Below are 24,726 nucleotides of genomic sequence, written 5' to 3'. Positions count from 1 at the left end.
TAGGATTGAGATCAAGGGGCGCCCTGCACCATTCATCCATTACATCGTGCCTTATCCACCGTCAATAACCTCTTATGAAGGCCCACTCCGTAATCCAGTAATCCATCGTACAGTTTCCTTTTCCATGTGCTATTTCGGGCGCTCATCCACTTATGTTACGATGCCGCAACCGACTTTCCTTTATCCGAGCGTTTTCCCTTCTTCACCACCGAAGCTAAGTGCAATACCAAGAAACCGCCGGCGATCGCCCATAGTACCGTATGATTTGCCGTTGCGGATGCCGATCCGTCAAAATACATCACATCCCGAAGCGCCGAAGCGGCAAAGCGCAGGGGGATCCACGAGTACAGCCAATCCTGCGTGGCCTGCGGCAGAAACTCCGGCGCCATATTGAGAAGCGGCATCGAGAAGAACATCAGGAGCACCAGGATCCCCATCGCCGGAAGTCCGAGCCAGTTAAGCAGCGTGGACTGCAGGAGGAAAAATGCGGACCCTGCCAGCCACAGCATCAGCCATACGTTGCCCCCGTTCGTTAGCTCCATGCCATACCAGGAGGAAGCCATCCATACCAGGAAACCGGAGGCCAAACCCGCCAGCAGTAAACCAACAGCACCTTGAAGCACGATCGCGATCCCCCTGCTGCCATCACCAGCTGCTGCTGTCCGAAGCGCCTGGAACAAGGACAAGCTAATAATCAGGCATCCGATCCATAGAATTTGCGTCAGCAGCCCCGGCGCATTGCCGCTTGCATGATTAGCTCCGACCGGGTGGACAATCTTTTCTTGAACCTCAAACGGGGTAAGAAGAGCCTGTGCTGTTGTTACGGGCACCAATTCCGCCTGCGCGCCAATCATGGTCAATGCCTGTTTGGATAGCTCGGAGCCTGCCATCTTGAGCACCTGCCCAAGCATCTGCTTGACCACGGCGGACGCTTGGGCATTCATCCCCTCGTTTACCAGTATGTGAATGACAGCCGGGTTGGGAGCCGGAGACTGAAGGGTCAGCATGCCTGAGCTGAGATTCTCCGGAAGCACCAGCGCTCCGTAATATTTCTGCGCATCCATCCCTTCTCTCGCTTCCGCCTCCGAAGCTACGATCTCCCACCGAACGGGCAGCTGCGTGTTTTGCTCCAGCATTCCCTTCATCTTCTCCCCCACAGCAAGCGTCTCCCCGTTCGGAAGCGCTGCAGGCTGATCCAGCACGACCAGCGCCACTGGCAGAGATTTTGGCTTTGCGCCTACGATCGAGCCCATCATGGCAACGCCAAAGACGGTTAACACCAGAAGGACTGCCAATGCGCCAATCCACAGCATTTTTTGCCTTAAGAACACCATATCCACCACTCCTCATTATAATGAACAAACTGTTGATTAATGATCACACCGTTAATTATAATGGGGAAAGAATGCAGTTCAATCATCAGCTTTATTCCGAGTGTTCATTACTCATCATGTTCAAGATAGGTGTTCATTAATTGGGATAAAATCATCGGTCAGGGGGAGAACACGCTTTGCCTAGAAAAACGGACCGCAGGCAGATTCGAACGAATCAGCTGCTGCGCAAAACGTTGTTTGAGCTTATGCAGGAGAAGTCCGTCAATGCCATCACCGTGACGGATATAACGAGCCGCGCGGATATTAACCGGGGGACGTTCTATCTTCACTACAGGGACGTGCCGGACATGCTGGAGAAGTTGAAGGAAGAAGTGATGGCGGAAATCCACAGCATCGTCCTGGAAATCGACCCGAGGGATACCAGGATTTATGCGGAGAAAGGCGAGCCATATCCGCCCTCCATCCAGATATTCGAGGTGCTCATCAAACACGGCGACTTTATCAAAGCCGTCCTCGGGCCTAACGGAGATATGTCTTTCGTGCGTCAATTCCGGCAGTTCATGACCGAGAATATGTACGACAAGCAGGCCTTTCGAATGGCAGCACAGAATAGCCGGATTCCAAGCGACTATCTGATTGCTTACATGACCTCGGCCAATATCGGGCTGGTCATCCACTGGATCGAGTCAGGGATGAATCTGTCCGCAGAAGAGATGGGCGCCCTGATGACGCAGCTGATCAATTACGGGCCGCTGATCACATCCGGCCTCGTAAGCAAGGCATAACGAAGAGGGATCCATTCGCTGGATCCCTCTTTCATCATTACCATGCAGCTGCCGCTATTTAATCATCTGCTTCACGAGCTCGCGGTTGCGCTCCTTGAACACCTCGTTGTGCGACGATACCATCGCGCTGCGGTGCGCCTCCGGCTCGATAAAGCGCTTGGCGCTGTTGACCGCATTGGCCGCATCCTGGAACGCGCCGGCAATCAGATGCAGCTTCCCGTCGTAATGCAGAATATCCCCTGCGGCATACAGTCCGGGCACGGAGGATTGGCAGTGTCCGTTCCCGGCAATGTAATAATCGTCCACGCGTTCGATCCCAAGCCCGCTGTTCTCAAGCAGGGAAATGTCGCGTTCATAGCCGTGGTTGATAATGACTTCGTCGACCTCAATGACATTTACCTCGCCGGTCTTGCTGTTCGTGAGTTCCACCCGCTCGATTGTTTCGTGGTTCTCCGAAGCGATCAGCTTCGTAATCTGCGTATGGAAAAAGCAGCTGGCCGAGCTGTTCAGCAGCTGCTCGACCTGGGCCTCGTGGCCGCTCAGCTCTTCTTTCCGGTAAGCCAAGTATACCTTCTTCGCGACCGGCTCGAGTTCATTCGCCCAGTCGATGGCGGAGTTGCCGCCGCCGGATATAATCACGGTCTTATCCTTGAAATGCTGCAGCGATTTGACGGTATAGTTGAGGTTCGACACCTCGAACCGTTCGGCTCCTTCAATCTGCAGCTTCTGCGGATTGAGAATGCCCCCGCCAACGGCAACGATGACCGTTCTCGAGAGGTGGGTGCCGGAGTTCGCGGTATGTAATTCGAAGATCCCTTCCTCGTTACGGGAAATGGATTCCACCTTCTCATTCAGCAGCACTTCCGGACTGAAGGTCAGGCCCTGCTGAACCATCTGCTCGATGAGCTTGGCGCCGGTAATCGGAGTCTGGCCTCCGACATCCCATATCATTTTTTCCGGATAGACGTGAACCTTCCCGCCCAGCACCGGCTGGTATTCAATAATCTTGGTCTTCATTCCGCGAAGCCCGCTGTAGAAAGCCGAATATAAGCCAGCCGGCCCGCCGCCAATAACCGTCACATCAAAAATTTCGTTCCCTGCCACGAATTACACCTCCGGGATATATCGGTAAAAGGTTATGTCCATAACCTATACTTGGACGTAAATGATTATCATTATCATTTAGTATACGTTGCCTTCATTTATTTTACAATCGCGGATTTTATTTTTTTCGTTTTTTTATGATTTTATCTATATATAGTAATCCTATTCGGATTTTAGCTATATATTGAACAATAGTGTTGTGTGCATGAAAATTATTTAAATATTCCATGAAGATACTTATTGACAAAGAGAGGTCCCCATATTATATTATGGCTGATATTGAGAATCATTATCGTTTAAAAAGCGAACTTTCCCCAGGAGGTGAACCTATATGATTCGTCTTTGCACAGATCGATTAACTGTCGGTTACGGTGAGAACGTCATATTAGACCGGCTGAACGTCGATATTCCCGATAAAAAAATCACAACGATCATCGGTCCGAACGGCTGCGGCAAATCCACGCTGCTGAAGGCAATGACGCGCATTATCCCGTATCAATCCGGGGCCGCCATTATCGATGGTCAGGAAATCGCGCGCATCAATACGAAGGAGCTGGCCAAGAAGCTGGCCATTCTCCCCCAAACACCGGAGGGTCCGGGCGGATTGACGGTAGGTGAGCTGGTGTCCTATGGACGCTATCCCCATCAGCGAGGGTTCGGACGTTTAACGAAGCAGGATATGGAGGTTATTGACTGGGCGCTTTCCGTCACCGGAACCCAGGATTATAAATATCGTTCCGTGGATGCCTTGTCCGGCGGCCAGCGGCAGCGGGTATGGATCGCGATGGCACTCGCTCAAGAGACCGAGATGATCTTCCTCGACGAACCGACCACCTACCTGGATATGGCTCACCAGCTTGAGATTCTGGAGCTGCTTGAGCAGCTGAACGTCATGCAAGAGCGCACCATCGTGATGGTGCTCCATGATCTGAACCAAGCGGCCAGATTCGCCGATTACATCATCGCTATGAAAGACGGAAGCGTTATTCAGGCCGGTGATCCCGAGAACGTCATCTCGCGCGAGGTGCTGAAGAAGGTATTTAACATTGATGCGGAGATCGGACGCGACCCCCGCACCGGCAAACCGTTATGCATCACATACAATCTATTAAGAGGAGAGCAAGAACATGAACCCCAATTGGAAGCAAAACCTGAACTTGAGGAAGCTGATCATCCCGTTTATCGCGCTGCTGTTCATTCTTAGCGCTTGCAGCAGCCAGCCGAAGGATACCGGAAGCAACGGAAGTGGGACCGCTGCGCCGGAAACTCCAGCAACCAACGACAAAGACAGCGCCTCCGGCACGATTACATACCAGTCCGAGAACGGGCCGGTCGAGGTACCCGCTAATCCGCAGCGTGTTATCGTACTTTCCACCTTTGCCGGGGACCTGATCCATCTTGGCGTCAATATGGTCGGCGTCGATTCCTGGTCCAAGTTAAATCCCGCGTTTGCCGACAAGCTTAAGGATGCCGAAGAGGTATCCGATGAGAATCTGGAGAAGATCATTGAACTGAACCCGGATCTCATTATCGGACTATCGACAATCAAGAACGTCGATAAATTGAAAGAAATCGCTCCTACCGTTACGTTCACGTACGGCAAAGTCGATTACCTTACCCAGCATCTTGAAATCGGCAAGCTTGTGAATAAAGAGAAGGAAGCTCAAGCCTGGATCGACGATTTTAAACAGCGTGCGGAGAAGGCCGGTGAAGAAATTCGCGCCAAGATCGGTGAGGACGCGACCGTATCCGTAATCGAAAGCTTCGAGAAGCAGCTCTATGTATACGGAAACAACTGGGGCCGCGGGACTGAGATTTTGTATCAGGCCATGAAGCTGAAGATGCCTGAGAAAGTAAAGGAAACCGCGCTGAAGGAAGGCTACTACGCCATTTCAACCGAGGTGCTGCCGGAATTTGCCGGCGACTATATCATTCTCAGTAAGTTCAACGATGCGGACACCTCCTTCCAGCAAACCGATACGTATAAGCAAATCCCTGCCGTCAAGAACGGCCGCGTATTCGAAGCGGACGGGAACCGGATCTATTTCAACGATGCGACCACGCTCGAATACCAGCTTGAGTTTATTACCGAGCATTTCTTGGGCCAGAAGTAAACTGCCCATCATCCAAACTTAAGGAAAGATGATTCCATGACTAAGCCTACTCAGCGATCCATCCCTTTCTCCGTCAAGCTTGTTGCCGGTCTCATCGCCTTTGCGGCCATGTTCGTCATTGCGATGGTATTCGGAGCGGCGGAGACCAGTATAAAGGACGTGTGGCTCGCCTTGGCCACCAAGGCCGAAGGCGAGAAATTGTCCGTCCTGAGAGATATCCGTCTCCCCCGCGAGATTGCAGCCATCCTGGTCGGAGCCGCGCTGGCGGTCTCCGGCGCGATCATGCAGGGCCTTACGCGCAACCCGCTGGCGGATCCGGGCCTCTTGGGCCTCACCAGCGGCGCCAATGCGGCGCTCGCATTCACGATGGCCTTTATCCCCGCGGCCAATTATTTCGGCATTATGGTGGCCTGCTTTATCGGGGCCGCCGTGGGGACCATCATGGTGTTCGGCATCGGCGCGATGCGCAAAGGCGGCTTCTCGCCGCTCCAGATGGTGCTTGCAGGCTCCGCGGTCTCGGCCTTTCTGTACGCCATCGCCGAAGGGATCGGCATCTATTTTAAAATATCCAAGGATATCTCCATGTGGACGGCAGGGGGCGTCATCGGAACGTCTTGGGGCCAGCTTCAGACGATCTTCCCGTTCATTCTGATCGGAATCCTGATTGCGATCCTCTTGTCGAGACAGCTGACCATCCTCAGCCTGAGCGAAGAGGTGGCGACCGGGCTCGGACAAAATATCGCGGTCATCAAATTCGTTTTATTCGTGGTTATTATTCTGCTGGCCGGCACATCCGTAGCTCTGGTGGGCAATCTGGCCTTCCTCGGCTTAATGGTGCCCCATATCGTCCGGGGGATCGTCGGCACCGATTATCGCCATGTCATTCCGATGTCGGCTACGGCCGGTGCGGTGTTCATGCTGTTTGCCGATACCGTTGGCCGGACGCTGAATGCCCCGTACGAGACACCGGTAGCCGCGCTGATTGCAGTCATGGGCCTGCCCTTCTTCCTGTTTATCGTGCGTAAAGGAGGGCGAGGAATGGCATGATCCATCCATCATTAGTGAAAAAGCAGCGAATTACGTTTCTTATCCTGTTCATCCTAACCGTGTGCACCGTCCTGGTAGGTTTAGGGCTAGGGTATTCTTCGGTCAGCTATGACCGGATTATTCCGACCCTGCTTGGACAAGGAAGCTTCAAGGAAGAGTTCATTATTTTCTCGGTGCGTCTGCCGCGCATGTTGATTACCCTGCTGGCCGGAATGGCCTTGGCGCTGTCCGGCGCCATCCTGCAGAACATCACGCGCAACGACCTGGCGGATCCCGGCATCATCGGGATCAACTCGGGAGCCGGCGTCGGCGTGGCCGTGTTCTTTCTGTTCTTCCCGATCGAGGCCGGCTCCTTTATTTACATGCTGCCCATCGCCGCCTTTATAGGAGCCGTGCTGACTGCGGCATTCATCTACATGTTCGCTTACCGGAAAGGCGAAGGCCTTCAGCCCGTCAAGCTGGTGCTCACCGGTGTCGGCTTCTCTATGGCACTCTCCGGCGTCATGATCGTGCTGACGTCGTCGGCTGAACGAGAGAAGGTCGACTTTATCGCCAAATGGCTGGCCGGCGGCATTTGGGGCACGGACTGGCCGTTCATTCTTGCGCTGCTGCCATGGCTGATCGTCCTCGTTCCGTTCACGCTGTATAAAGCGCAGCGCATGAATCTGCTCGGACTCAGCGATCCGGTCGGCATCGGCGTCGGCGTGTCCATTGAACGGGAGCGGATCGTCCTGCTCCTGGCCGCCGTAGCGCTGGCGGGATCCGCCGTATCCGTGACCGGCGGCATCACGTTCATCGGTCTGATGGGCCCGCATATTGCCAAGGCGCTGGTAGGCCCCCGCAATCAGCTGTACATTCCGATTGCGGTCCTGATCGGAGGCTGGCTCCTGCTGCTGGCCGACACGATCGGGCGCAACATCGTGGACCCCGACGGCATTGCGGCCGGCATCATGGTCGCCATTATCGGGGCACCGTATTTCGTCTACTTGCTGTTAAAGCGAAGTTAATCGTGCCTAAACCTTAATAGGAAAGGCTTTAATTTAAGCCCATCCCCTGAATTGTAAAGAGCCCTGAAGACATTTCACGTGTCCTCAGGGCTTTATTCATAACGGCTTATTCATGAGTCACTTTCTCCCCTTATTCGCCGCTTCCTCCAAACGGCGGAACCGTTTGAGATCAGCCTTTCGTACAGGCAGCGGCTCATGGGCCATCAGCCTGACCACCGCGACGATCAGCAGCAGCAGAAGCACCGTAAACGGCAGCGCCGCGATCAGGGAGGCGGTCTGAAGCGCCTCTAGTCCCCCGGCATACAGCAGCACGCCCGCGATGCCGGCCATCAGCGTACCCCACACGATTTTGACCATCAGGAAAGGGTTCAGGCTGCCGAAGGTCGTCATACTGGATAGAATATACGTCGCTGAATCTGCTGATGTCACCAGAAACGTCAGAATCAGAATGATCGCCAGCACGTTCATCACGGAAGAGAAAGGCAGCTGATTAAACAGCTGGAACAGCGCCGAGGTGACATCCGCATTGACGGCTGCGGCTATCCCGGTATTCTCATGCAAGTCATACCAGAGCGCGGTCCCGCCGAATACGGCAATCCACAGACAGGCGATGAGCGGCGGAACGACCATAACCCCGACAATAAACTCCCGCACGGTCCGTCCTCTGGACACCCTGGCTACGAAAGCACCGACATATGGTGACCAGGCAATCGCCCAAGCCCAATAAAAAATCGTCCATTCCCGTACCCACGAGCCTTCGGCGTATGGCTGCAGCCGCAAGCTGTACGACACGAAATTCGAGATATAATCGCCCAGCGCCATGGTGAAGGTCTCCAGAATGAATACCGAGGGCCCGGTGACAAACACAAACAGCAAAAATATGAGCGCCATCGCCAGATTCAAATTACTTAAGTACTTGATCCCCTTATCCAGGCCAGTCGTGGAAGAGATCATATAAGCGACAAAAATAATCGCCAAAATCCCCAGCTGAAGGCCAACACCGTTATGAATCCCCGTAATGGTATTCAATCCGCCGCTCATCTGCAGCACCCCGAGCCCGATCGAGGTCGCGATTCCCATCACGGTAGCAATGACCGCCAAGATATCAATGCTATTCTTTACCGCCGGCCTGGAGCCGGTTACCGGTTCGAGGGCCGTGGATACAAGCCCATTCTTGCTCTTGCGGAACTGCAGGAATGCAATCACCAGCCCGACGAGGGCAAATACCGACCATTGACTGATCCCCCAGTGGAAAAAGGAATACCCCATTGCGACACGGGCCGCATCCACGCCTTGGGCCTCTACGCCTGCAAAGGGGGTTTTGAAGAAATGGCTCATCGGCTCCGCCACGCCCCAGAATACAAGCCCGACGCCGAAGCCGGCCGAGAACAGCATGCCGATCCAGGTGAAGAACGGATATTCCGGCTTTTCCTTCTCGCCGCCCAGGCGAATCGTCCCGTACTTGCTGGCGGCAACCCATATCAGAAAGATGATGATAGCAAAAATCGAGAGCAGATAGAACCACCCGAAATTCGTGGTCGTGAACCTATACAGATGTCCCGCTACTTCACCAAAGGCGCCTGGCATGACCGCCCCCAAAACAGCGAGCACCGCAATGATGACAGCCGAAACCGAGAACACGACATTTTTCAATATATTCTGTTTCACAATGCTCACCCCAACCTGCTTAGTCATCAATCCCTATACAGTATTTGTATTTAAACCGAAATTCATGTACTTAACCGCGGGGCGGGTGTGCAGGCTAGGGTCTATGGGAAAAAAGAAGCCTTGTTTAAGATTCATGCTCGTCCTTGCGCGATGCGATATATGCTTCACCCAGGTGAACCAGTGCTTCAAGGACCGGTTCAAAGCTTCGGCCGTATTCCGTGATCGTGTATTCCACCTTCGGCGGAACTCCGGCATAAACTTTTCTGCTGACGATGCCGCCATGCTCCAGCTCCCTCAGATGGACCGTGAGTACATGCCGCGATACATCCGGGATCGCCCTTTGCAGCTCGCCGAATCTCCGTGTTCCTTGAAACAGCTCATATAAAATGCGGGGCTTCCACTTTCCGCTGATCATCTGCAGGCCGACATCGGCGGGACAGCCGTAAACCTCGTCTTCATAAGGCATGGTGCTCGACAACCTTCTCTGTCATTTTTAGATGACTATGTTATGAATTACTGCGTACTTCCTGCGCAGCTCTTATTTCGATAAGCTGTGACTATAACCATCATAACGAAAGAGGAGATCCAATGAAATCACCGTTTCCAGACAAGCCTGTCCTTCGGCCGGAAGAGATGAATGCGGCTTTTGCCGACGCCTATAATTCAGGAGAGCTTAAACGGCTGCTTGCGCTGTATGAGCCCGGGAGCATTCACGTGCACCCAAGCGGAGCCTTGGAGATCGGTCTCGAGTCCTTCCGTGCGAGCCTCAAGGAGCTGCTTCAGCTTAGAGGCACCATGACCTCAACCAATGTGTACTGTATCCCCTTTGAAAATATGGCGCTTTTGCGTGCGCACTTCACATTGCATTCGACAGGACCGGACCGAGAGCCCTTGCTGCTGCAAGGCCATACCTCGGAAATCGTCAGGCAGCAGCCGGAAGGTCACTGGCTTTACCTTGTCGACCATCCCTTTGGGGCCGGACCGCTGGAGCTTCTCCCAAGCAAATGACATCACTTGAACGAAAAAGAAGCCGCCCTGACTCGTTAGATGAACTGTGACCCATAAGATGGACACTTTGAAAAAAGTGACTTCTTGTGGGTCATTTGTGTTTTAATCAAGGTATGTGACGAGGAGTGATACGAGAATGGGGAAGTTGAAACGGGTGCTCTTTACCGAGGAGCAAATGAGGAAGCTGGAGGAGAATCCAAACGTACACCATGTGACCGAGGCGGCCATTACATACACACCTGCATTCAAGCTGGAGGCGCTGAAAGCCTACAAGCAGGGGCAGACACCTTCAGAAATCTTTATTCGTGCCGGCTTCGACCTGGACGTTATTGGTCATAAGAAGCCCAAGGACAGCTTAAAACGGTGGCGTGAAACCTTCGAACTGTACGGTGAGGAAGGTTTGGCTACAGAGCGGCGCGGTAAGGGCAGTACAGGGCGCAAGCCAGCTGGTCAGTTGTCAGCCGAAGAAGAATTGAAACGGGCTAAGGCCCAGATCAAACTGCTTGAAGCTCAAGTGGACATGCTAAAAAAGCTCGAAGCGCTCGATCGGCAGAAGAAGAAACGCTGACGCCCTCCGAGCGCTATGAGATCATAAATCGCACCATTCGGGCATATGGCCTGAAACGAATGACACGCTATCTATGCGAGCTCGTGGAAGTAAGTCCAAGCGGCTATTACAGGTGGCTGGGGACGGAAGAAGATCGTCAACTTCGTGCTGCCGCCGACGAGCAGGACATCCTTCTCATCAAGCAGCACTTTGACGCGCTCCGCGGCAAAGCAGGTGCGCTTGTGATTAAGATGCGGCTGGAACAGATAAGCGGCGTTGTCATGAACCACAAGAAGATTCGCCGGCTTATGAAAAAGGCAGGCTTGGTGGCCGTAATCCGTCAGGCGAACCCCTACCGCAAGATGGCTAAGGCAACTCAAGAGCACAAGACGTGTCCGAACCTGCTGGAGCGAAAGTTTGACCAAGGCGAACCTGAGAAAGTGTTTCTCACTGACATCACTTATTTGCGCTATGGAAGCGGACACTGGGCATACCTTTCCTGCGTGAAGGACGGGGCGACCAGGCAGATCCTTGCCGACAGCGTGGCAGCAACACTCGAGCTTCCAATTGTCGAGCGGACGCTACAGCGTCTTTTAGAGCGATTAGATGGAAACATTCATCCAGAAGCGATTCTGCACTCCGACCAAGGGATGCACTACACGCATCCTAAAACCCGTCTTCTCATTGCTAAGGCAGGATTTAAGCAGTCGATGTCGCGCAAAGGCAATTGCTGGGACAACGCCCCGATGGAATCATTCTTCGGTCACTTGAAAGACGACGTTGATTTTAGCGATTGCCAAACTATTGATGAAGTGAGGGTGCGAGTGAAGGAGTACATAAGCTACTACAACTCAGAACGATACCAGTGGACATTAAAAAAGATGACCCCCGATGAATTCAGAGGTCATCTGCTTGCTAGCTAAGCTCTAGGCGGTTTATTTCAAACTGTCCACAAATCGGGTACAGTTCAAGACGAGCCGAAGGCGGCTTTTCGCTGCTGCAACATTCACTCTGTTATTCCTTCACGAGTTCCTTCGTGCTGCGAACCGTATCAATCGGCCGCACCAGCTGCTCGATCTGCTCCCGCTGCGGTTCAAGGAACGGCGGCAGCGACAGCTTCTCGCCCAGTGTCTCATACGGCTCGTCGTCCATGAAGCCTGGGCCGTCCGTGGCAAATTCGAACAGAATTTGCGGAGCGACGCGGGCATAGAGCGATTGGAAGAAGTAGCGGTCGACGAAGCCGGAGGTATGGAACTGGAATTGATCCAGCCGTTGAATCCAATGCTCCAGGACCGACCGGTCCTCGACCCGGAAGGCCGCATGGTGGACCGTACCGAACCCCTGTTGTGCACGTGGAAGTACGGCGTTATACTCGACAATCACTTGGGCGCCATTGCCGCCTTCGCCAACTTCGAACAGATGAAGCGAGCCTTCCTTCGCAATCTCCTTGAATTCCAGAACCTTCTCCATCATTTCCTTGAAGTATTCGAAATTCGAGACCCTGACGAAGATCGGTCCAAGTCCGGTTATGGCATATTCCAGCGGAATCGGGCCCTTCTGCCAAGGCGTGCCGGAGGCGATGCCTTCGTTCAATTCATCGGACACAAGCTGATACTGCTGATCGTCGAAGTCGACGAAGGAGAGTCTTTTTTTGCCGAAAAGCTCTTGAATGCCTTGGTGCTTCACCTTCATCCGGTCAAACCGCTTCACCCAGTATTCCAGCGCCGCATCGCTCGGCACGCGGAACGAGGTTCTGTAGATCTCATCGGTTCCGTGCGTGCCCTTCCGGATGCCGGGAAAATCGAAGAACGTCATATCCGTTCCCGGGCTTCCCGTATCATCGGCAAAGAACAGGTGGTATGTCTGGATATCATCCTGATTGACCGTCTTCTTCACAAGGCGCATCCCCAGGACATATGTGAAGAACTCATAGTTCTTCTCGGCGCTGCTGGTTATGGCTGTGACATGATGTATTCCTTTTAATCCATTCATGGTTTCTATTCCTCCATCTCATATGTTAGGCAGTGTGTACAACACGACAACGATTTATTATTTCTAATTCATATATCTTTAATTTAAGATAATTGTAGCACGGATGCGATCTGCCGTCAACATGAACACCGAAACCAATTATATCGTTAAACAAAAAATAGATGACTCCTGCCCATTACCGGTACAGGAGTCATCTTGAATCCATTGCCTTGACACATTCTTATTCTATTTATACAACCCCCGAATTGGTCAGCCTGATCACGGGCAGCAGCTCGATTCTGCGGTTCGTCTCCTCATGATACAGCCAGCCGTCTTGAACGTGATCGACAAACAGGATTCCGTTCAAATGGTCAATCTCATGCTGCATGCACCGGGCCAGATAGCCCTCTCCTTCCAAAATGACCGTCTCGCCCTGCCGATTGAGCGTCTTCACCTTCACGTGGTCCGCCCGCTTCACATATCCGTAGTAGCCCGGATAGGACAGGCACGCCTCGGGCCCTGTCTGCTCCCCGTCCATCTCCACGATTTCAGGGTTGATGAGCTCGATCAGCCCTTCGCCGCAATCCATGACCAGCAATCGGCGCAAAATCCCGATCTGGGGCGCGGCAAGACCAGCGCGGCCTTCCTCATCATACAGCGTCTCCACGAGATCATCCAAAATTTTCAGTGTTCTTTCATTCACCGCTTCAACGGGCCTCGCCGTCTTGCGCAGAATGGGATCGCCAAATGGCACAATCGGTTTTACCGCCATGGTGTTACGCCTCCTTTATCTTTGAAGGTGTTGGTGTATGGACCCATAAGTCGCTCGGCGTACATTCCAGTGCCGTGCACAGGGCATCCAATGTCTCCACCTTCATCTGCTTGGGCCGGACCGACAGCAAGGCACTGATGGAAGCCGCTGAAAGACGGTAGTCCGCCTTCTCTTGCAGCAGTCTCGCCAAAGCTGCGCCCGACCAGATTCCGCGCTGGGCCATAACGCTTCGCAGCATCCATTCAAGCAAATGCTCCACCTCCCCATCCAACATTCACAAAATATTAGGTATTACCTAATTTTATTAGGCAGCGCCTAATTCGGCAACCCCAAAGTCATCTTACTCCTCACACAAACGGGCTTAGCCATTTAGGAAGCAGTCAGCCAAGGCCGATCTACTGTTCCTGAGCACCTTCGTCAATAGCACAACACGCCTTTTTGATATACACTGAAAGAAACAAGCCGAATACATAAAGTGTGGTGACTCCTTTGTTCAAAATTATGCTGATCGAAGACGATGCGACCCTGTTCCATGAAGTCAAGGAACGTCTGACCCAGTGGTCGTACGACGTATACGGAATCCATGATTTCGGGAGCGTGCTTCAGGAATTTACGGCCGTGCAGCCGGATCTGGTGATCATCGATATTCAGCTTCCGAAATATGACGGCTTTCACTGGTGCCGCATGATTCGTTCCCATTCGAACGTGCCGATTATTTTTCTGTCCTCGCGCGACCATCCGACCGATATGGTCATGTCCATGCAGCTTGGAGCCGATGACTTCATCCAGAAGCCGTTCCACTTCGAAGTGCTTATCGCCAAAATTCAAGCTACGCTCCGCCGTGTGTACAACTACAACACCGAACGCACGGAGCTGAGAACCTGGCGCGGAGCTACGGTCGAATATGTGAAGAATATGGTTACGAGCCCTTCAGGGGCCGTGGAATTAACGAAGAACGAGATGTTCATCTTGAAAATGCTGATTGAGCGCAAAAATCAGATCATCAGCCGGGAAGATCTGATCAAGAGCCTATGGGACAACGAGCATTTCGTCAGCGACAACACCTTGACGGTGAACGTGAACCGGCTGCGCAAAAAGCTGGAGCCGCTTGGGCTTGACACCTATATTGAAACCAAGGTCGGGCAAGGCTATATGGCAACGGAAGAGGTTCATTCATGATCCGTGCCTATTTGAGAGAACGGCTGAGCTGGATTCTGCTGTTTGTGTGCCTGCAGGTGCTGCTCCTGTTCGTAGCCGCGATCGACAACGCCATTCCCTTCCAGCCGATCCTATACATCGCCTTTCTGTCCACGCTGGTGTTCATCGTGTTTCTGGCCGTTCGCTACAACCGGGAGACGAGGGTCTACAAGAGCCTGAAGGCGTGGGACGACACTTATGACTTGGCCGCAATCGATCATCCGGAGCTTCCGTTCGAAACGCTCGCTATGGAGATGCTCACGCTGCAGACTGAACGCTTCAAGCGTGAATCCTCCATGCGCCGCATGGAGATGGAGCAGGAGAAGGACGAAATCATGTCCTGGATTCACGAGGTGAAGACTCCGCTGACCACGATGCAATTAATCATTGAACGCATGGAGGATGAAACGCTTAAGTCCCGGCTCATGTACGAATGGCTCCGCATCCACCTGCTGCTGGATCAACAGCTGCATCAGAAGCGCATCCCGTTCATCGAGAACGATCTGTTTATCGAAACCGCGCTTTTGGAGCCGATCATCCACAATGAAATCCGGGCGCTCAAATCCTGGTGCCTCCAAAAGGGCATCGGCTTTGATGTCTCCCTGAAGGTTACGGAAGTGCTGACCGATGCCAAGTGGCTTGGCTTCATGATCCGGCAGCTGCTGACCAATGCCGTCAAATACAGCGAAGCTTCGGACATTATCATTGAAAGCGTCTTGGTCGATGGCCATGCACAGCTGACCATTCAGGATTTCGGCCGCGGCATCGATCCGAAGGATTTGCCCCGCATTTTCGACAAGGGCTTCACCTCTACGACCCAGCACCATGACAGCGCGGCAACGGGCATGGGCTTGTATTTGACGCAAAAGGTAGCGGATGCTCTCTTCATCCGCATCCACGTCGTATCCACGCCCGGAGAAGGGACTATCTTCACGCTCACCTTCCCGAAGAAGAATGAGATCGTCCATATTACCGGCATGTGACAACAATGTCACATGCTTTTGCGCTTTGTTCGCCGAATCGAAGGAAAAGCCCTGCCTCCTCCTTTATGATAAGGACAACAAGGAAATAACCGGCGGCCGATCGGTGTGATGAATGCTCAGGGCGCATCGGCCAGGTTATTTTCCAGGGGAGACCCGGCTGGGCTTTCTCTAGCGCTGAGCTCTAAAGCCCCCCGGTATCCATACGACAAAGGAGTGAAGAAAAACGTGGCCATTCTTGAAGCACATCAAATCCATAAAAGCTACGGCAACAAATTCAATAAACAGGAAGTTCTGAAGGGCATCGACATCAACGTGGACAAAGGAGAATTCGTCAGCATCATGGGCGCCTCCGGTTCCGGGAAAACCACGCTGCTCAACGTACTGTCCTCTATCGATAAAGTCAGCCTCGGCAGCATCAAAATCGAGGGCAAGGAATTCACCGGCATGAAGGAGAAGGAGCTTGCAGAGTTCCGGAAACACCACTTGGGCTTTATTTTCCAGGATTACAATCTGCTCGACACCCTGACCGTCAAGGAAAATGTCCTGCTCCCGCTGTCCATCAAGAAAGTATCCAAGAAGGAGGCCGATCAGAAATTCCAGCGCATTGCGACAGAGCTTGGAATCTATGACCTCAAGGATAAATATCCGAACCAAATTTCCGGCGGTCAGAAGCAGCGGACCTCGGCGGCGCGGGCGTTCATCCATGATCCGAGCATTATATTCGCCGATGAACCGACCGGGGCGCTGGATTCCAAATCGGCCTCGGACCTGCTCAACAAGCTGAGCGATTTGAACCAGAAGATCCACTCGACGATCATCATGGTGACCCATGATCCAGGCGCAGCCAGCTACTGCAGCCGGGTCGTCTTTATCAAAGACGGTCAAATCTATACGCAGCTGAACAAGGGCGAGCAGTCGAGACAAGCGTTCTTCAACGATATTATCAAAACCCAAGGCGTGCTGGGCGGTGTGCAGCATGAACATTAATTATCTGATCTACCGTAATTTGAAGAAAAATATTAAAAATTATTATCTGTACGTTTTCGCGCTGATTTTCAGTGTCGGCTTGTACTTCTCCTTCGTTACGCTGCAGTACGATCCATCCATGGATGAAGTGAAGGGCTCGGTGAAAGGAGCCGCCGGACTCGGGGCCGCCTCGGTGCTGCTGGTAGCAATTGTCGCCATCTTCCTGCTCTACGCCAATACGATATTCATCAAACGCCGAAGCAAGGAGATCGGGCTGTTCCAGCTGATCGGGCTCACCAAGGGAAAAATCTTCAGGATCCTGAGCGCGGAAAATCTGATCCTGTATTTCGGCTCGATGGTGATTGGCGTTCTTGCCGGCTTCGCCGCTTCCCGGCTGATCCTGATGATTCTGTTCAAGGTGACCGGCGTCGAAAGCGAGGCCACCCTTAGATTTTCCAGCCAAGCCTTGATCCAGACGGCCATCGTATTCGCCGCCATCTACATTCTGATCATGGTCATGAATTTCACATTCATTAAGGGACAGAGCATCCTGTCGCTCTTCCGGGTCGTATCGACCACCGAGAACCGCGTCCGGAAAATGTCGGTTGGCGAGATGATTCTCGGGCTGCTCGGCGTCGGGCTCATCCTGGTCGGTTACTATGTATCCACCAAGCTGTTCAGCGGTGATTTCACAAACATGAATGAATTGTTTATGGCGATGGTCTTCATTCTTGGGTCGGTCATTATCGGAACCTACCTGTTCTACAAGGGATCGGTCAGCTTTATTTTCAATCTGATCCGCAAGAGCAAGGGCGGGTATCTGTCGGTGAACGAGGTGCTCTCGCTCTCCTCGATCATGTTCCGGATGAAGTCGAACGCCCTGCTGCTCACCATTATCACAACCGTCTCAGCGCTCGCCATCGGGCTGCTGTCGCTAAGCTACATCTCGTATTATTCGGCGGAGAAGTCGGCGCAGCAAAGCGTTCCGAATCATTTTGCCATCGCGGTACAGGACGATCTTGCAGCCTTCACGCATGCGCTTGCGGAGGCGGATATTGAATTCAAGCAGACCGATCGGGACGTGATTCAGGTGGACGTCGACGTCTCCAGGATTATCGGTTCCAGCTTTGAAGAAACGGGACAGACCGGCTCCATGATCATCGGGGTCATCAGTGATGAAGGAATTAAAGACGTGGACCTATCCCCGGAAGAAACGCTGTTTACGGGTTCAAGCGATGCGATCCAGCAGTTCATGTCCATTCAGGCCACAGGACAGATTGAGCTTAGCGGAAGCAAGGAGAGCATTCCGCAACAGCTGATCGGAACGAACAAGGACTCCTACATCTCGGTTAATTTTTCCAACGGCGGCCTGCCGACCGCCATTGTCGACCAAACCGTATTTGAACGGTTAATGCAGGATCTCGATCCCAAGATCCAGAAGGGAACGACTGTCTACCATGGCATCGATATCGTAGATCCAGCGGCCATCAATCAGGCGAACCAAGTATACATGGATCTGGGGATTGGGGAACATCCCGGTAATTTCTCCCAAATCGGGATGATCACGGACCAGAAGATCAACATGGGGCTAATCATGTTTATCGTTGGCTTCCTTGGCCTAACCTTCCTTATTACTTCCGGTTGTATCCTGTACTTTAAGCAGATGGATGAAGGCGAGGAAGAGAAGCCGACCTACACGATTCTGCGTAAGCTCGGGTACACTCAGGGAAATCTGCTCCGGGGCATTCAGTTCAAGCAGCTCTTTAACTTCGGCATTCCGCTGATTGTGGGATTGTCGCACAGCTACTTTGCGGTTAAATCGGGCTGGTTCTTCTTTGGAACCGAACTTTGGACTCCAATGGTTATCGTCATGCTGCTGTACACGGCGCTGTATTCCATCTTCGGCCTGCTGTCCGTGATGTTCTACAAGCGAGTCATTAAAGAGGCGCTTTAAGTAGGGGAACAATATACAAGCAAGTTTGAGGGTTCTTCGAGCGTCTGGGTTTGTTCAAGTTAATAGAATGAAGAAGGTTAGCTAAATCATATAGAAAGCCAGTTTCGGTTGAGCCCGAAGCTGGCTTTATTTTCGCTTGAAGGTTCATTTTTTCAAGTTAAGAATCATTAGAAGCGGAGCGTGCCCTTTATCCCCTGACTTCAGCAAACGAAATGGGATTAGAGGAAACCCGGGGATAAGAGGGATCGGAAGTACAATCCGCATGTGCAGTGCTGAGAACACCCCTCCTCTAACATTACCAATCCAGCGCCCTGCAGCTCTTCTGCAGCTTGCGGATGTAAACAATCTGGCCGATATGATAAGCATTATGTGTTGCAGCGTTGCTGATGATCTCCCACCACTTGGCCGGCTCCGGAAAACCGCTAACATCCTTCTCCAGGGTATCCGCAGACTCGGACAGCAGCGGCTGCCATCCTAGTAAAACCTCCAGCAGTCGTTTCCTTAGCTCGGCAAACGTCACATGATCCGGAAGGAGAAGGCTGAGATTATTGTCTTCAATTGCAGGCACCGCATCCATACGTTCTTCCCTGTACCGGGTCTGCCACGTTTCATTCCAATAGAGCAGATGCTGAACGATCTCTGCAATGCTGTGACTGTCGTTCGCCGGCGTCCAGAACGCCTCGTCCTCCGTCAGATCCCGGGTGGACTGCTGGAAGGGAATATACCAGCTCGGATCATTCGCACCCGCGAGCAGCTGATTTCTTAACACGTCACTTGCATGCGCCATAAATGCCTCACTCCTCCACGAAAAAATAAATGAGACGCACAGACAATCATTATTCATTGTATAACAGGTCATGTGTGCGGAGATCGGATGAAACGACTATAAACGTTTTTTCCTGAAGAGCTACCACTTAAGCCACAACCCCCTTGTTTACTTTCCTTATGCATCCCGGTTAGGACATGGGGTACAACAGAAAAAGCCTGCAGATCTGCTCCTTACGGAGGTTAATCTACAGGCTTAAGACGGCTCTAAGTGGGCCAGAGAGTGTTTAATGGCGAGCGTCTGGAACTGGAACCTTGTCGTGCCAAATCCAAGGCCAAGGAGCCGTCACCTAAGCTTCTCTGAATACGAATCTTGGTTAGGCAGCCGTTCGGGCAGCCTTCTCTCGGCTTTCTCGTTTCCCGACGAGGAAATAATACAGAATCACCGACAGCGCCAGCAGGACCGCTATGGTCATGTACATGCCCCGGAACCCTGCCAGCGGCGTAAGGAAGCCAAGAAGGAGCGGACCGAACCCGATGCCGACGTCCACAAAAATGTAAAAGGTCGATGTTGCAAGACCGATCCGGTGCGCCGGAGAGCGTTTAATGGCGAGCGCCTGGGAGCTGGACTGTGTCGTGCCGTATCCGAGGCCTACGAACACCGCGGACAGCAGAAGGGTTATTCCATGATGTGCCAGACCGAGCAGCAGGATCCCGATCGCAAAGGATACGATAGCCGGATACATCACAACATTCGCTCCCCGGTGGTCAAACCAGCGTCCGGTAAACGGCCGGGACAGAATCACCACGATCGCATACACGATGAAGAAGTAGGTTGCCGCTTCCACCAGCCCGATTTCCCCCGCAAAGATCTTCAGGTACGACAAAATGCTCGAATATCCAAAGCCCATCACAAAGCTTATGATCGAAATCGGAAGCGCCTTGAGCTCAATGAAGTTGGATAGCCGGAAGCCCTTCATCTCCCGTGCCTGTTCGGCGGTGAGCACCAGCTTCGGAATGCGCATGAATAACGAGGATACCAATGAGAGCACGCCCAGGATTGCACAAAGGACAAAATTGCCTGTCATGGAGGCATGCTCCAGAATCATAAGTCCGATGAAAGGGCCGATTGCCGATGCAATGATGATGCTGACACCATAATAACCTGTCCCTTCACCCCTTCTCGAGTTTGGAATCAAGCTCGCGGCAATCGTGCCGGTCGCGGTAGAGGCCAGCGCGAAGGCCAGGCCGTGGAGGAAACGGACGATGAGCAGCACCGCTAAGCTGTTAATGATGAAATACAAACCGATTAAGACGCTGAATGAGACCAATCCGGTCAACAGCAGCGGTCTTCGTCCGACCCTCTCGATAATGCTGCCTCCGATCAGCCGCCCGATCAGCGCCCCCACCACGAAGATACTGGAAGCAAAGCCGGCCATTCCAGTCGATGCATGGAATTCCTCAGCTGCATAAGTGGGCATAATAACAACCAATAGATAAAAACAAAGAAAGAGCAGGAAATTGACGCCGAACACAATCAAAAAGTCCTTGCTCCATAAACGATCTTGGGAGTTTTCTTGCTGCAAGTTAATCACCTTTTCTTATAATGTTATCCCTGACTGTCTCCATGACACGGATGACGCTGGCTTGTTCCTCAGCGGAGACACCTTCCATAATCTCCATCTCGTAGTCATCGAATAATTGACGAATCTGCAACGCGACATCGATGCCCTTACTTGATAAACGGATTCGCTTCTCCCGCTTGTCCGATGCCGGGATCTGCTCCACATAACCCAGCTTGATCAATGCGTTCACCGTTCTAGTCACCGTGGGCTTCTCTACATACAAAACTTTGGACAATTCCACCAAGGTCATCGATTGGTTCGCGTCCAGATAATACATGATCGACCACTGGGCATAATACAGCCCAAAAACCTCGAGCCGCCGGTTCAGTTCATTGACGAACGGGCGGTACAGTCTGAAGTACTGCTGAAAAAAATGTCGGTGGGTGCTCATGGGGAAACCTCCATCCAATTGGTTACTCAAGGTAACTATTTGATTATAGAGTAGTGTTCCGAAAATGTCCAGACATAATGTCTGGTATTCTGATCCTTTTACTCGACGATGCATCAGTTCACCTAACAATGCCCATCGACCGTTTTTCAACACAGGTTATTCAGAATATATTCAGATTTATATGATTTAATTGGTATATTCCATCCGTCTTCTAGACAGATATTACAGGATTTGTGTGGTGAGGATGAATTGACGTTATCGGAAATACAACAAGAAGCGCTGGAACAGGCCAAGAAGCATGGGAGACTTGTCCGCTGGAAGAAAGGCGGATACTGGACGTATGATGGTGTCTTGACGAAGGCAAGCGGTGATTCGCCATCTGTACCCAACTTGGAATGGTATTGCCGAACCAATACGATTTTCGCGCTTGTTAGGCGCGGGTACATTACAATGGATAATTGGAGCAGCTGTTCGCTCGTACAGAAAAATGATTGAATCCAAGCACCTGACTTGAAATGGCTTCCCTTAAAGCTGGAAGCACCATATCTTTAAGCAAATAACCCCAGAAGGTCGAGAATCGACATCCGGGGTTCTATTTTTTATGGAGGACTTATTACTCATGGCTTGGTTTATTTAACTTTGCGCACTTTCTATTGATCTCTTCCTCATGGCTTTTTAATTCCATGTAACGGACAATCAGCTTATCGAACGACTGCGAAAGTGCGACAACATCTTGATGTACGAATTCAAGACTGCCGGCCATTCGCTCAAGTTCCCTCCTGAGATATTCGAGCTCGTCGGATACATGCTTCAGTTCGTTCTCTATAGAAACCATCACATCCACCCACCCCCGTCGTAGCAAGTGATTTATGACAGCTGCCAACGTTTTTGCGGCAAACCTTCTCAAACAGAGAGTTGATCGCTCATTCCTAAACGAACAAACCGTTAAAGCATGCTCCTCTTCATGAAATGTTGAAGGCTACCCGATTCAGTTTCTGCAGCGGCGTCAGGTCAGCAGGGTTATCTAAAATAAACAGTTCCCTATTCAATCGTTGTCGCATGGCGGATCAGAGGTTTCCGTCGTATTCGGCCAATTGCAGGGATCGTGGTTGCATATGAGCGTCCACAACAGCCTCTGCAGCTTCGCGTCACCACCCTTTCGACGGGTTTGCGATAGATTGTACGAATTATGAATTAGGTTTAAATTTTAACTATCTGTCATCAGTGGCTTGCCTATAATTATAAAATTTTACTTTAATAAATAAAATACCCATAATTGGGTAATTAGTGCTTATGTATTGCCTATATCTTCATGTAAATTTTCTTAGGAATGCCCCTTTATGATTGACTCTCGTTTTGGCGTATATCTTTTTGATGAAAGTACGGACCGTGCTTTGACTGATTCCATAAATATCCGCAATTTCAGGCACGTTTTTATTTTCCAGCCATTCGTAGGCGATTTCTTTCTCGCGGTTTGTTAATTCATATTGGTCAAAGAGTGAGTAGGTCAGCTCTTTTTGTAGCATGGGATCCTTTTGGGGTAACTTTTTCTTCAATATTTTTGGCCAGATGTTCAATGAGGGGCAGTACAAATGTAACCTCGTGAAAGTAATGAAAACAGAGGCTGAGGTAGCCTATAATAACATGATTTATTCGTATTGGCGTGCAAACGCAGGACAGCTCTGCAAACAATTTATTGCTGTGCTCGGCGCCGATTACGACTGAGACCGATTGATTTTCCATGGATAACGCAATGGCATTGATTCCCGCCTTGTTCATAGCAGAAGATGTTCCGATTTTCAAATGATTTCTTTCAAAATAACCTTTTAACAGCTCCGTCCCGCAATAATCGATAACGGTTCCCTCTGGGTCCGCAATCACAAATAAATAAGGTATAGACAGCAAATCGTTCATATTCCTGGTTTCCTCTTGCAACAGATACAGGATTTCTTTTCGCTCGATCAGCCTTTCTTTAATTTCAGAGATGCTGAGGATATTAGGAAAATGATCGTTTACTTTCAGCAATGTTCTTTGGCCCATTATTTTCCCTTCTTCCTTGTTAAGAATAAGTGATTAATAATGAAATCGATCTCCTATTTATCGCCGCTGTGAAGATTCGGTAGCTCTTAGCGAAAAATAAAAAACCTCCATCCATGAAGATTACCATAGCAAAATAGGACGGAGGCTTCCGTCGTATTCGGCAACTGGCTGGCATCACGTATCTTAGCAGATTCGCATTAGCCCCTATAGCTTTGCGTCGCCACTTTTCAGTGGGTTTGCTATTATCGTACGAAACGATTCGATTGGTTTGCTGTCAAAGACGCTGCCGCATGAATATTCCTTGTTATCCGCTGAGAGTTGAACTGCTGTAGTTATACCGCGCTGCGGGAAATCATGTTCCGCATCATTCACCTCCTTTCAGGCAATTGACCGTAACTTTTAAGGAACAGGCAGTTACTGCAGGAGCCTCCCTATAAAAATTTGTGAACAACAAATAGCCTCCGTCAGCTTGTAGACATAGGTAGTAACTAGCAAGAAGTGACGGAGGCTTCCGTCGTATTCGGCAACTGGCTGGCATCGCGGTTCTATGCAGAACCCCATTAGCCCCTATAGCTTTGCGTCGCCACTTTTCAGTGGGTTTGCGATTATCGTACGAACGATTCAATTGTCGAAAGATACAACATATAGTTCTGAATGAATGACCTAATCAAACTATAACTTACATTGTTTTTCATTGAATATAGGCTTCATGACTCAAATTCCCGACAATTACCTGCTGAATTTTGTAATTTTTTGTCACAAAGTAACTAGCAGAGCGTGTAATATGTCAAAATAACCAGCTTCTCCATGATTTAAAAAAGCTTTGCCGCTTCGGCTGCCCGCCGAAGGCCTTCCTCAATGATTTCCTCGCTTCGATCCCGGAATTGATTATGCCCCTCAATGATAATCGTAGTAATGTCGGTAATCCCGAACACGTTGAGATGATTTTTTACGAAGCTGACCGCCATCTCGGATGGATCGCCCTCCGCATAGATCCCGCCTCTAGCATTCAGCAGTGCTGCTTTTTTGTCACCCAACAGACCGACCAAGCCCTGCTCCGTATATTTGAACGTTTTACGCGGATGATGCATGTAGTCCAGGTAGGCATGCAGCACTGCAGGAACCGTCAGATTCCAGAGCGGGAAGGCAAACACCAATTTGTCGGCGGCAAGAAATTGCTCCAAGTGCCGGTTGACGATGTCCCGAACGGCCTGCTCTTCCTCCGAAAGCTCCATGCTCATGGCTGACTTGAAATTCCCGCTAATCATAATGTCGTCCAGAAGGGGAATGCGTTCCCGGTACAGGTCGACCTCAACCACCGCATCATTCGGATGTGCCTCGCGGTAGCTATTGAAAAATGCGTCGTATAATCTGCTTGTGACGGCCCCTTGGCGGTTGTTGGCTTTAATGAATAAAGTGGTTGTCATTAGAATCTCCTCCTATATTTT

At 51.3% G+C, this 24,726-nt stretch carries 26 protein-coding genes and 2 riboswitches; of the genes, 13 read left to right on the top strand and 13 right to left on the bottom strand.

Annotated elements, in window-relative coordinates:
• Nucleotides 1–155: 155 nt before the first annotated feature.
• Nucleotides 156–1,334, bottom strand: a complete 1,179-nt coding sequence (locus NSQ46_RS00955) for a DUF3533 domain-containing protein (protein WP_213616100.1) — start codon at nucleotides 1,332–1,334, stop codon at nucleotides 156–158.
• A gap of 176 nt (nucleotides 1,335–1,510) precedes the next feature.
• Between NSQ46_RS00955 and NSQ46_RS00950 the strand changes: the two genes are divergently transcribed.
• Nucleotides 1,511–2,119 carry a TetR/AcrR family transcriptional regulator gene (locus tag NSQ46_RS00950; protein WP_213616098.1) on the top strand — a complete coding sequence of 203 codons (609 nt, stop codon included), beginning with the start codon at nucleotides 1,511–1,513 and terminating at the stop codon, nucleotides 2,117–2,119.
• Nucleotides 2,120–2,173: 54 nt separating this feature from the next.
• Here NSQ46_RS00950 and NSQ46_RS00945 read toward each other — a convergent pair whose 3' ends face one another.
• Complete coding sequence (locus NSQ46_RS00945) at nucleotides 2,174–3,223, bottom strand: NAD(P)/FAD-dependent oxidoreductase (protein WP_007129005.1); 1,050 nt, start codon at nucleotides 3,221–3,223, stop codon at nucleotides 2,174–2,176.
• Nucleotides 3,224–3,554: 331 nt separating this feature from the next.
• On the opposite strand from NSQ46_RS00945, the gene NSQ46_RS00940 reads away from it, so the two are divergent.
• Genes NSQ46_RS00940 through NSQ46_RS00925 form a run of 4 tightly spaced genes read left to right on the top strand, consistent with a single transcriptional unit; the run spans nucleotide 3,555 to nucleotide 7,391 of the window.
• Nucleotides 3,555–4,427, top strand: coding sequence for an ABC transporter ATP-binding protein (locus NSQ46_RS00940; RefSeq protein WP_007129006.1), 873 nt, complete (start codon nucleotides 3,555–3,557; stop codon nucleotides 4,425–4,427).
• Entirely contained in the window at nucleotides 4,381–5,337 is a 957-nt protein-coding gene (locus NSQ46_RS00935) for an iron-hydroxamate ABC transporter substrate-binding protein (protein WP_210094174.1), read from the top strand. The genes NSQ46_RS00940 and NSQ46_RS00935 overlap by 47 nt, the downstream gene beginning before the upstream one ends.
• A gap of 36 nt (nucleotides 5,338–5,373) precedes the next feature.
• Entirely contained in the window at nucleotides 5,374–6,384 is a 1,011-nt protein-coding gene (locus NSQ46_RS00930) for an iron ABC transporter permease (RefSeq protein WP_210094074.1), read from the top strand.
• A complete protein-coding gene (locus tag NSQ46_RS00925; RefSeq protein WP_007129009.1) occupies nucleotides 6,381–7,391 on the top strand; it encodes an iron ABC transporter permease in 1,011 nt (336 codons plus the stop codon). The genes NSQ46_RS00930 and NSQ46_RS00925 overlap by 4 nt, the downstream gene beginning before the upstream one ends.
• A gap of 117 nt (nucleotides 7,392–7,508) precedes the next feature.
• Here NSQ46_RS00925 and NSQ46_RS00920 read toward each other — a convergent pair whose 3' ends face one another.
• Together NSQ46_RS00920 and NSQ46_RS00915 are read right to left on the bottom strand one after the other, a co-directional pair.
• A complete protein-coding gene (locus NSQ46_RS00920; RefSeq protein WP_251535910.1) occupies nucleotides 7,509–9,059 on the bottom strand; it encodes a BCCT family transporter in 1,551 nt (516 codons plus the stop codon).
• Nucleotides 9,060–9,183: 124 nt separating this feature from the next.
• Nucleotides 9,184–9,525, bottom strand: a complete 342-nt coding sequence (locus NSQ46_RS00915) for a helix-turn-helix domain-containing protein (RefSeq protein ID WP_251535827.1) — start codon at nucleotides 9,523–9,525, stop codon at nucleotides 9,184–9,186.
• Between the two features lie 122 nt (nucleotides 9,526–9,647).
• Between NSQ46_RS00915 and NSQ46_RS00910 the strand changes: the two genes are divergently transcribed.
• The 3 genes from NSQ46_RS00910 to NSQ46_RS00900 all read left to right on the top strand — a co-directional run bounded on the left by NSQ46_RS00910 (nucleotide 9,648) and on the right by NSQ46_RS00900 (nucleotide 11,537).
• Nucleotides 9,648–10,067 (top strand): nuclear transport factor 2 family protein, encoded by a 420-nt coding sequence (locus NSQ46_RS00910; protein WP_251535828.1) that lies wholly within the window; start codon nucleotides 9,648–9,650, stop codon nucleotides 10,065–10,067.
• 136 nt (nucleotides 10,068–10,203) lie between these two features.
• The gene (locus NSQ46_RS00905; protein WP_237086953.1) at nucleotides 10,204–10,635 is read left to right on the top strand and encodes an HTH domain-containing protein; all 432 of its coding nucleotides are present in this window, start codon (nucleotides 10,204–10,206) and stop codon (nucleotides 10,633–10,635) included.
• Complete coding sequence (locus tag NSQ46_RS00900; protein ID WP_341035036.1) at nucleotides 10,632–11,537, top strand: IS3 family transposase; 906 nt, start codon at nucleotides 10,632–10,634, stop codon at nucleotides 11,535–11,537. Before NSQ46_RS00905 ends, NSQ46_RS00900 begins: the two co-directional genes overlap by 4 nt.
• Nucleotides 11,538–11,628: 91 nt before the next feature.
• On the opposite strand, the gene NSQ46_RS00895 is transcribed toward NSQ46_RS00900, so the two are convergent.
• The 3 genes from NSQ46_RS00895 to NSQ46_RS00885 form a co-directional block, all read right to left on the bottom strand.
• The gene (locus NSQ46_RS00895) at nucleotides 11,629–12,606 is read right to left on the bottom strand and encodes a ring-cleaving dioxygenase (RefSeq protein WP_342576065.1); all 978 of its coding nucleotides are present in this window, start codon (nucleotides 12,604–12,606) and stop codon (nucleotides 11,629–11,631) included.
• 229 nt (nucleotides 12,607–12,835) lie between these two features.
• Entirely contained in the window at nucleotides 12,836–13,357 is a 522-nt protein-coding gene (gene def / locus NSQ46_RS00890; protein WP_007129014.1) for a peptide deformylase, read from the bottom strand.
• A 4-nt stretch (nucleotides 13,358–13,361) separates the two neighbouring features.
• The gene (locus tag NSQ46_RS00885) at nucleotides 13,362–13,607 is read right to left on the bottom strand and encodes a helix-turn-helix transcriptional regulator (protein ID WP_213616845.1); all 246 of its coding nucleotides are present in this window, start codon (nucleotides 13,605–13,607) and stop codon (nucleotides 13,362–13,364) included.
• A 239-nt stretch (nucleotides 13,608–13,846) separates the two neighbouring features.
• Here NSQ46_RS00885 and NSQ46_RS00880 point away from each other — a divergent pair, with 239 nt between their 5' ends.
• The 4 genes from NSQ46_RS00880 (at nucleotide 13,847) to NSQ46_RS00865 (ending at nucleotide 18,457) form a co-directional block, all read left to right on the top strand.
• Nucleotides 13,847–14,536: a response regulator transcription factor gene (locus NSQ46_RS00880; protein ID WP_213616843.1), complete on the top strand. Its 690-nt coding sequence runs from the start codon at nucleotides 13,847–13,849 to the stop codon at nucleotides 14,534–14,536.
• Entirely contained in the window at nucleotides 14,533–15,537 is a 1,005-nt protein-coding gene (locus tag NSQ46_RS00875; protein WP_251535829.1) for a sensor histidine kinase, read from the top strand. The genes NSQ46_RS00880 and NSQ46_RS00875 overlap by 4 nt, the downstream gene beginning before the upstream one ends.
• 225 nt (nucleotides 15,538–15,762) lie before the next feature.
• Nucleotides 15,763–16,524 (top strand): ABC transporter ATP-binding protein, encoded by a 762-nt coding sequence (locus NSQ46_RS00870; RefSeq protein ID WP_007129018.1) that lies wholly within the window; start codon nucleotides 15,763–15,765, stop codon nucleotides 16,522–16,524.
• A complete protein-coding gene (locus NSQ46_RS00865; RefSeq protein ID WP_007129019.1) occupies nucleotides 16,514–18,457 on the top strand; it encodes an ABC transporter permease in 1,944 nt (647 codons plus the stop codon). The genes NSQ46_RS00870 and NSQ46_RS00865 overlap by 11 nt, the downstream gene beginning before the upstream one ends.
• Before the next feature lie 295 nt (nucleotides 18,458–18,752).
• Here NSQ46_RS00865 and NSQ46_RS00860 read toward each other — a convergent pair whose 3' ends face one another.
• From NSQ46_RS00860 to NSQ46_RS00850, 3 genes are all read right to left on the bottom strand, one after another.
• Entirely contained in the window at nucleotides 18,753–19,244 is a 492-nt protein-coding gene (locus NSQ46_RS00860) for a DinB family protein (protein WP_342576060.1), read from the bottom strand.
• A gap of 355 nt (nucleotides 19,245–19,599) precedes the next feature.
• On the bottom strand, nucleotides 19,600–20,817 hold the full coding sequence (locus tag NSQ46_RS00855; RefSeq protein WP_100085199.1) for an MFS transporter: 1,218 nt from the start codon (nucleotides 20,815–20,817) through the stop codon (nucleotides 19,600–19,602).
• On the bottom strand, nucleotides 20,810–21,238 hold the full coding sequence (locus NSQ46_RS00850) for a MarR family transcriptional regulator (protein ID WP_007129022.1): 429 nt from the start codon (nucleotides 21,236–21,238) through the stop codon (nucleotides 20,810–20,812). The genes NSQ46_RS00855 and NSQ46_RS00850 overlap by 8 nt, the downstream gene beginning before the upstream one ends.
• A 249-nt stretch (nucleotides 21,239–21,487) precedes the next feature.
• On the opposite strand from NSQ46_RS00850, the gene NSQ46_RS00845 reads away from it, so the two are divergent.
• Nucleotides 21,488–21,733, top strand: coding sequence for a hypothetical protein (locus NSQ46_RS00845; RefSeq protein ID WP_251535830.1), 246 nt, complete (start codon nucleotides 21,488–21,490; stop codon nucleotides 21,731–21,733).
• Nucleotides 21,734–21,851: 118 nt separating this feature from the next.
• Here NSQ46_RS00845 and NSQ46_RS00840 read toward each other — a convergent pair whose 3' ends face one another.
• From NSQ46_RS00840 to NSQ46_RS00830, 3 genes are all read right to left on the bottom strand, one after another.
• Nucleotides 21,852–22,073, bottom strand: coding sequence for an aspartyl-phosphate phosphatase Spo0E family protein (locus NSQ46_RS00840; protein ID WP_007129024.1), 222 nt, complete (start codon nucleotides 22,071–22,073; stop codon nucleotides 21,852–21,854).
• Nucleotides 22,074–22,729: 656 nt separating this feature from the next.
• Entirely contained in the window at nucleotides 22,730–23,278 is a 549-nt protein-coding gene (locus NSQ46_RS00835) for a hypothetical protein (RefSeq protein WP_251535831.1), read from the bottom strand.
• Nucleotides 23,279–23,434: 156 nt separating this feature from the next.
• A riboswitch (cyclic di-GMP riboswitch) is annotated at nucleotides 23,435–23,529 on the bottom strand.
• A gap of 268 nt (nucleotides 23,530–23,797) precedes the next feature.
• Nucleotides 23,798–23,892: riboswitch (cyclic di-GMP riboswitch) on the bottom strand.
• A gap of 198 nt (nucleotides 23,893–24,090) precedes the next feature.
• The gene (locus NSQ46_RS00830) at nucleotides 24,091–24,705 is read right to left on the bottom strand and encodes an FMN-dependent NADH-azoreductase (protein ID WP_251535832.1); all 615 of its coding nucleotides are present in this window, start codon (nucleotides 24,703–24,705) and stop codon (nucleotides 24,091–24,093) included.
• Nucleotides 24,706–24,726 lie beyond the last annotated feature (21 nt).

Source organism: Paenibacillus sp. FSL M8-0142, from assembly GCF_038597315.1.
GTDB classification, from domain to species: Bacteria; Bacillota; Bacilli; order Paenibacillales; family Paenibacillaceae; genus Paenibacillus_AQ; species Paenibacillus_AQ lactis.
The sequence above is the reverse complement of the archived record's forward strand: the minus strand, read 5'-3'. Positions and strand labels throughout refer to the sequence as shown.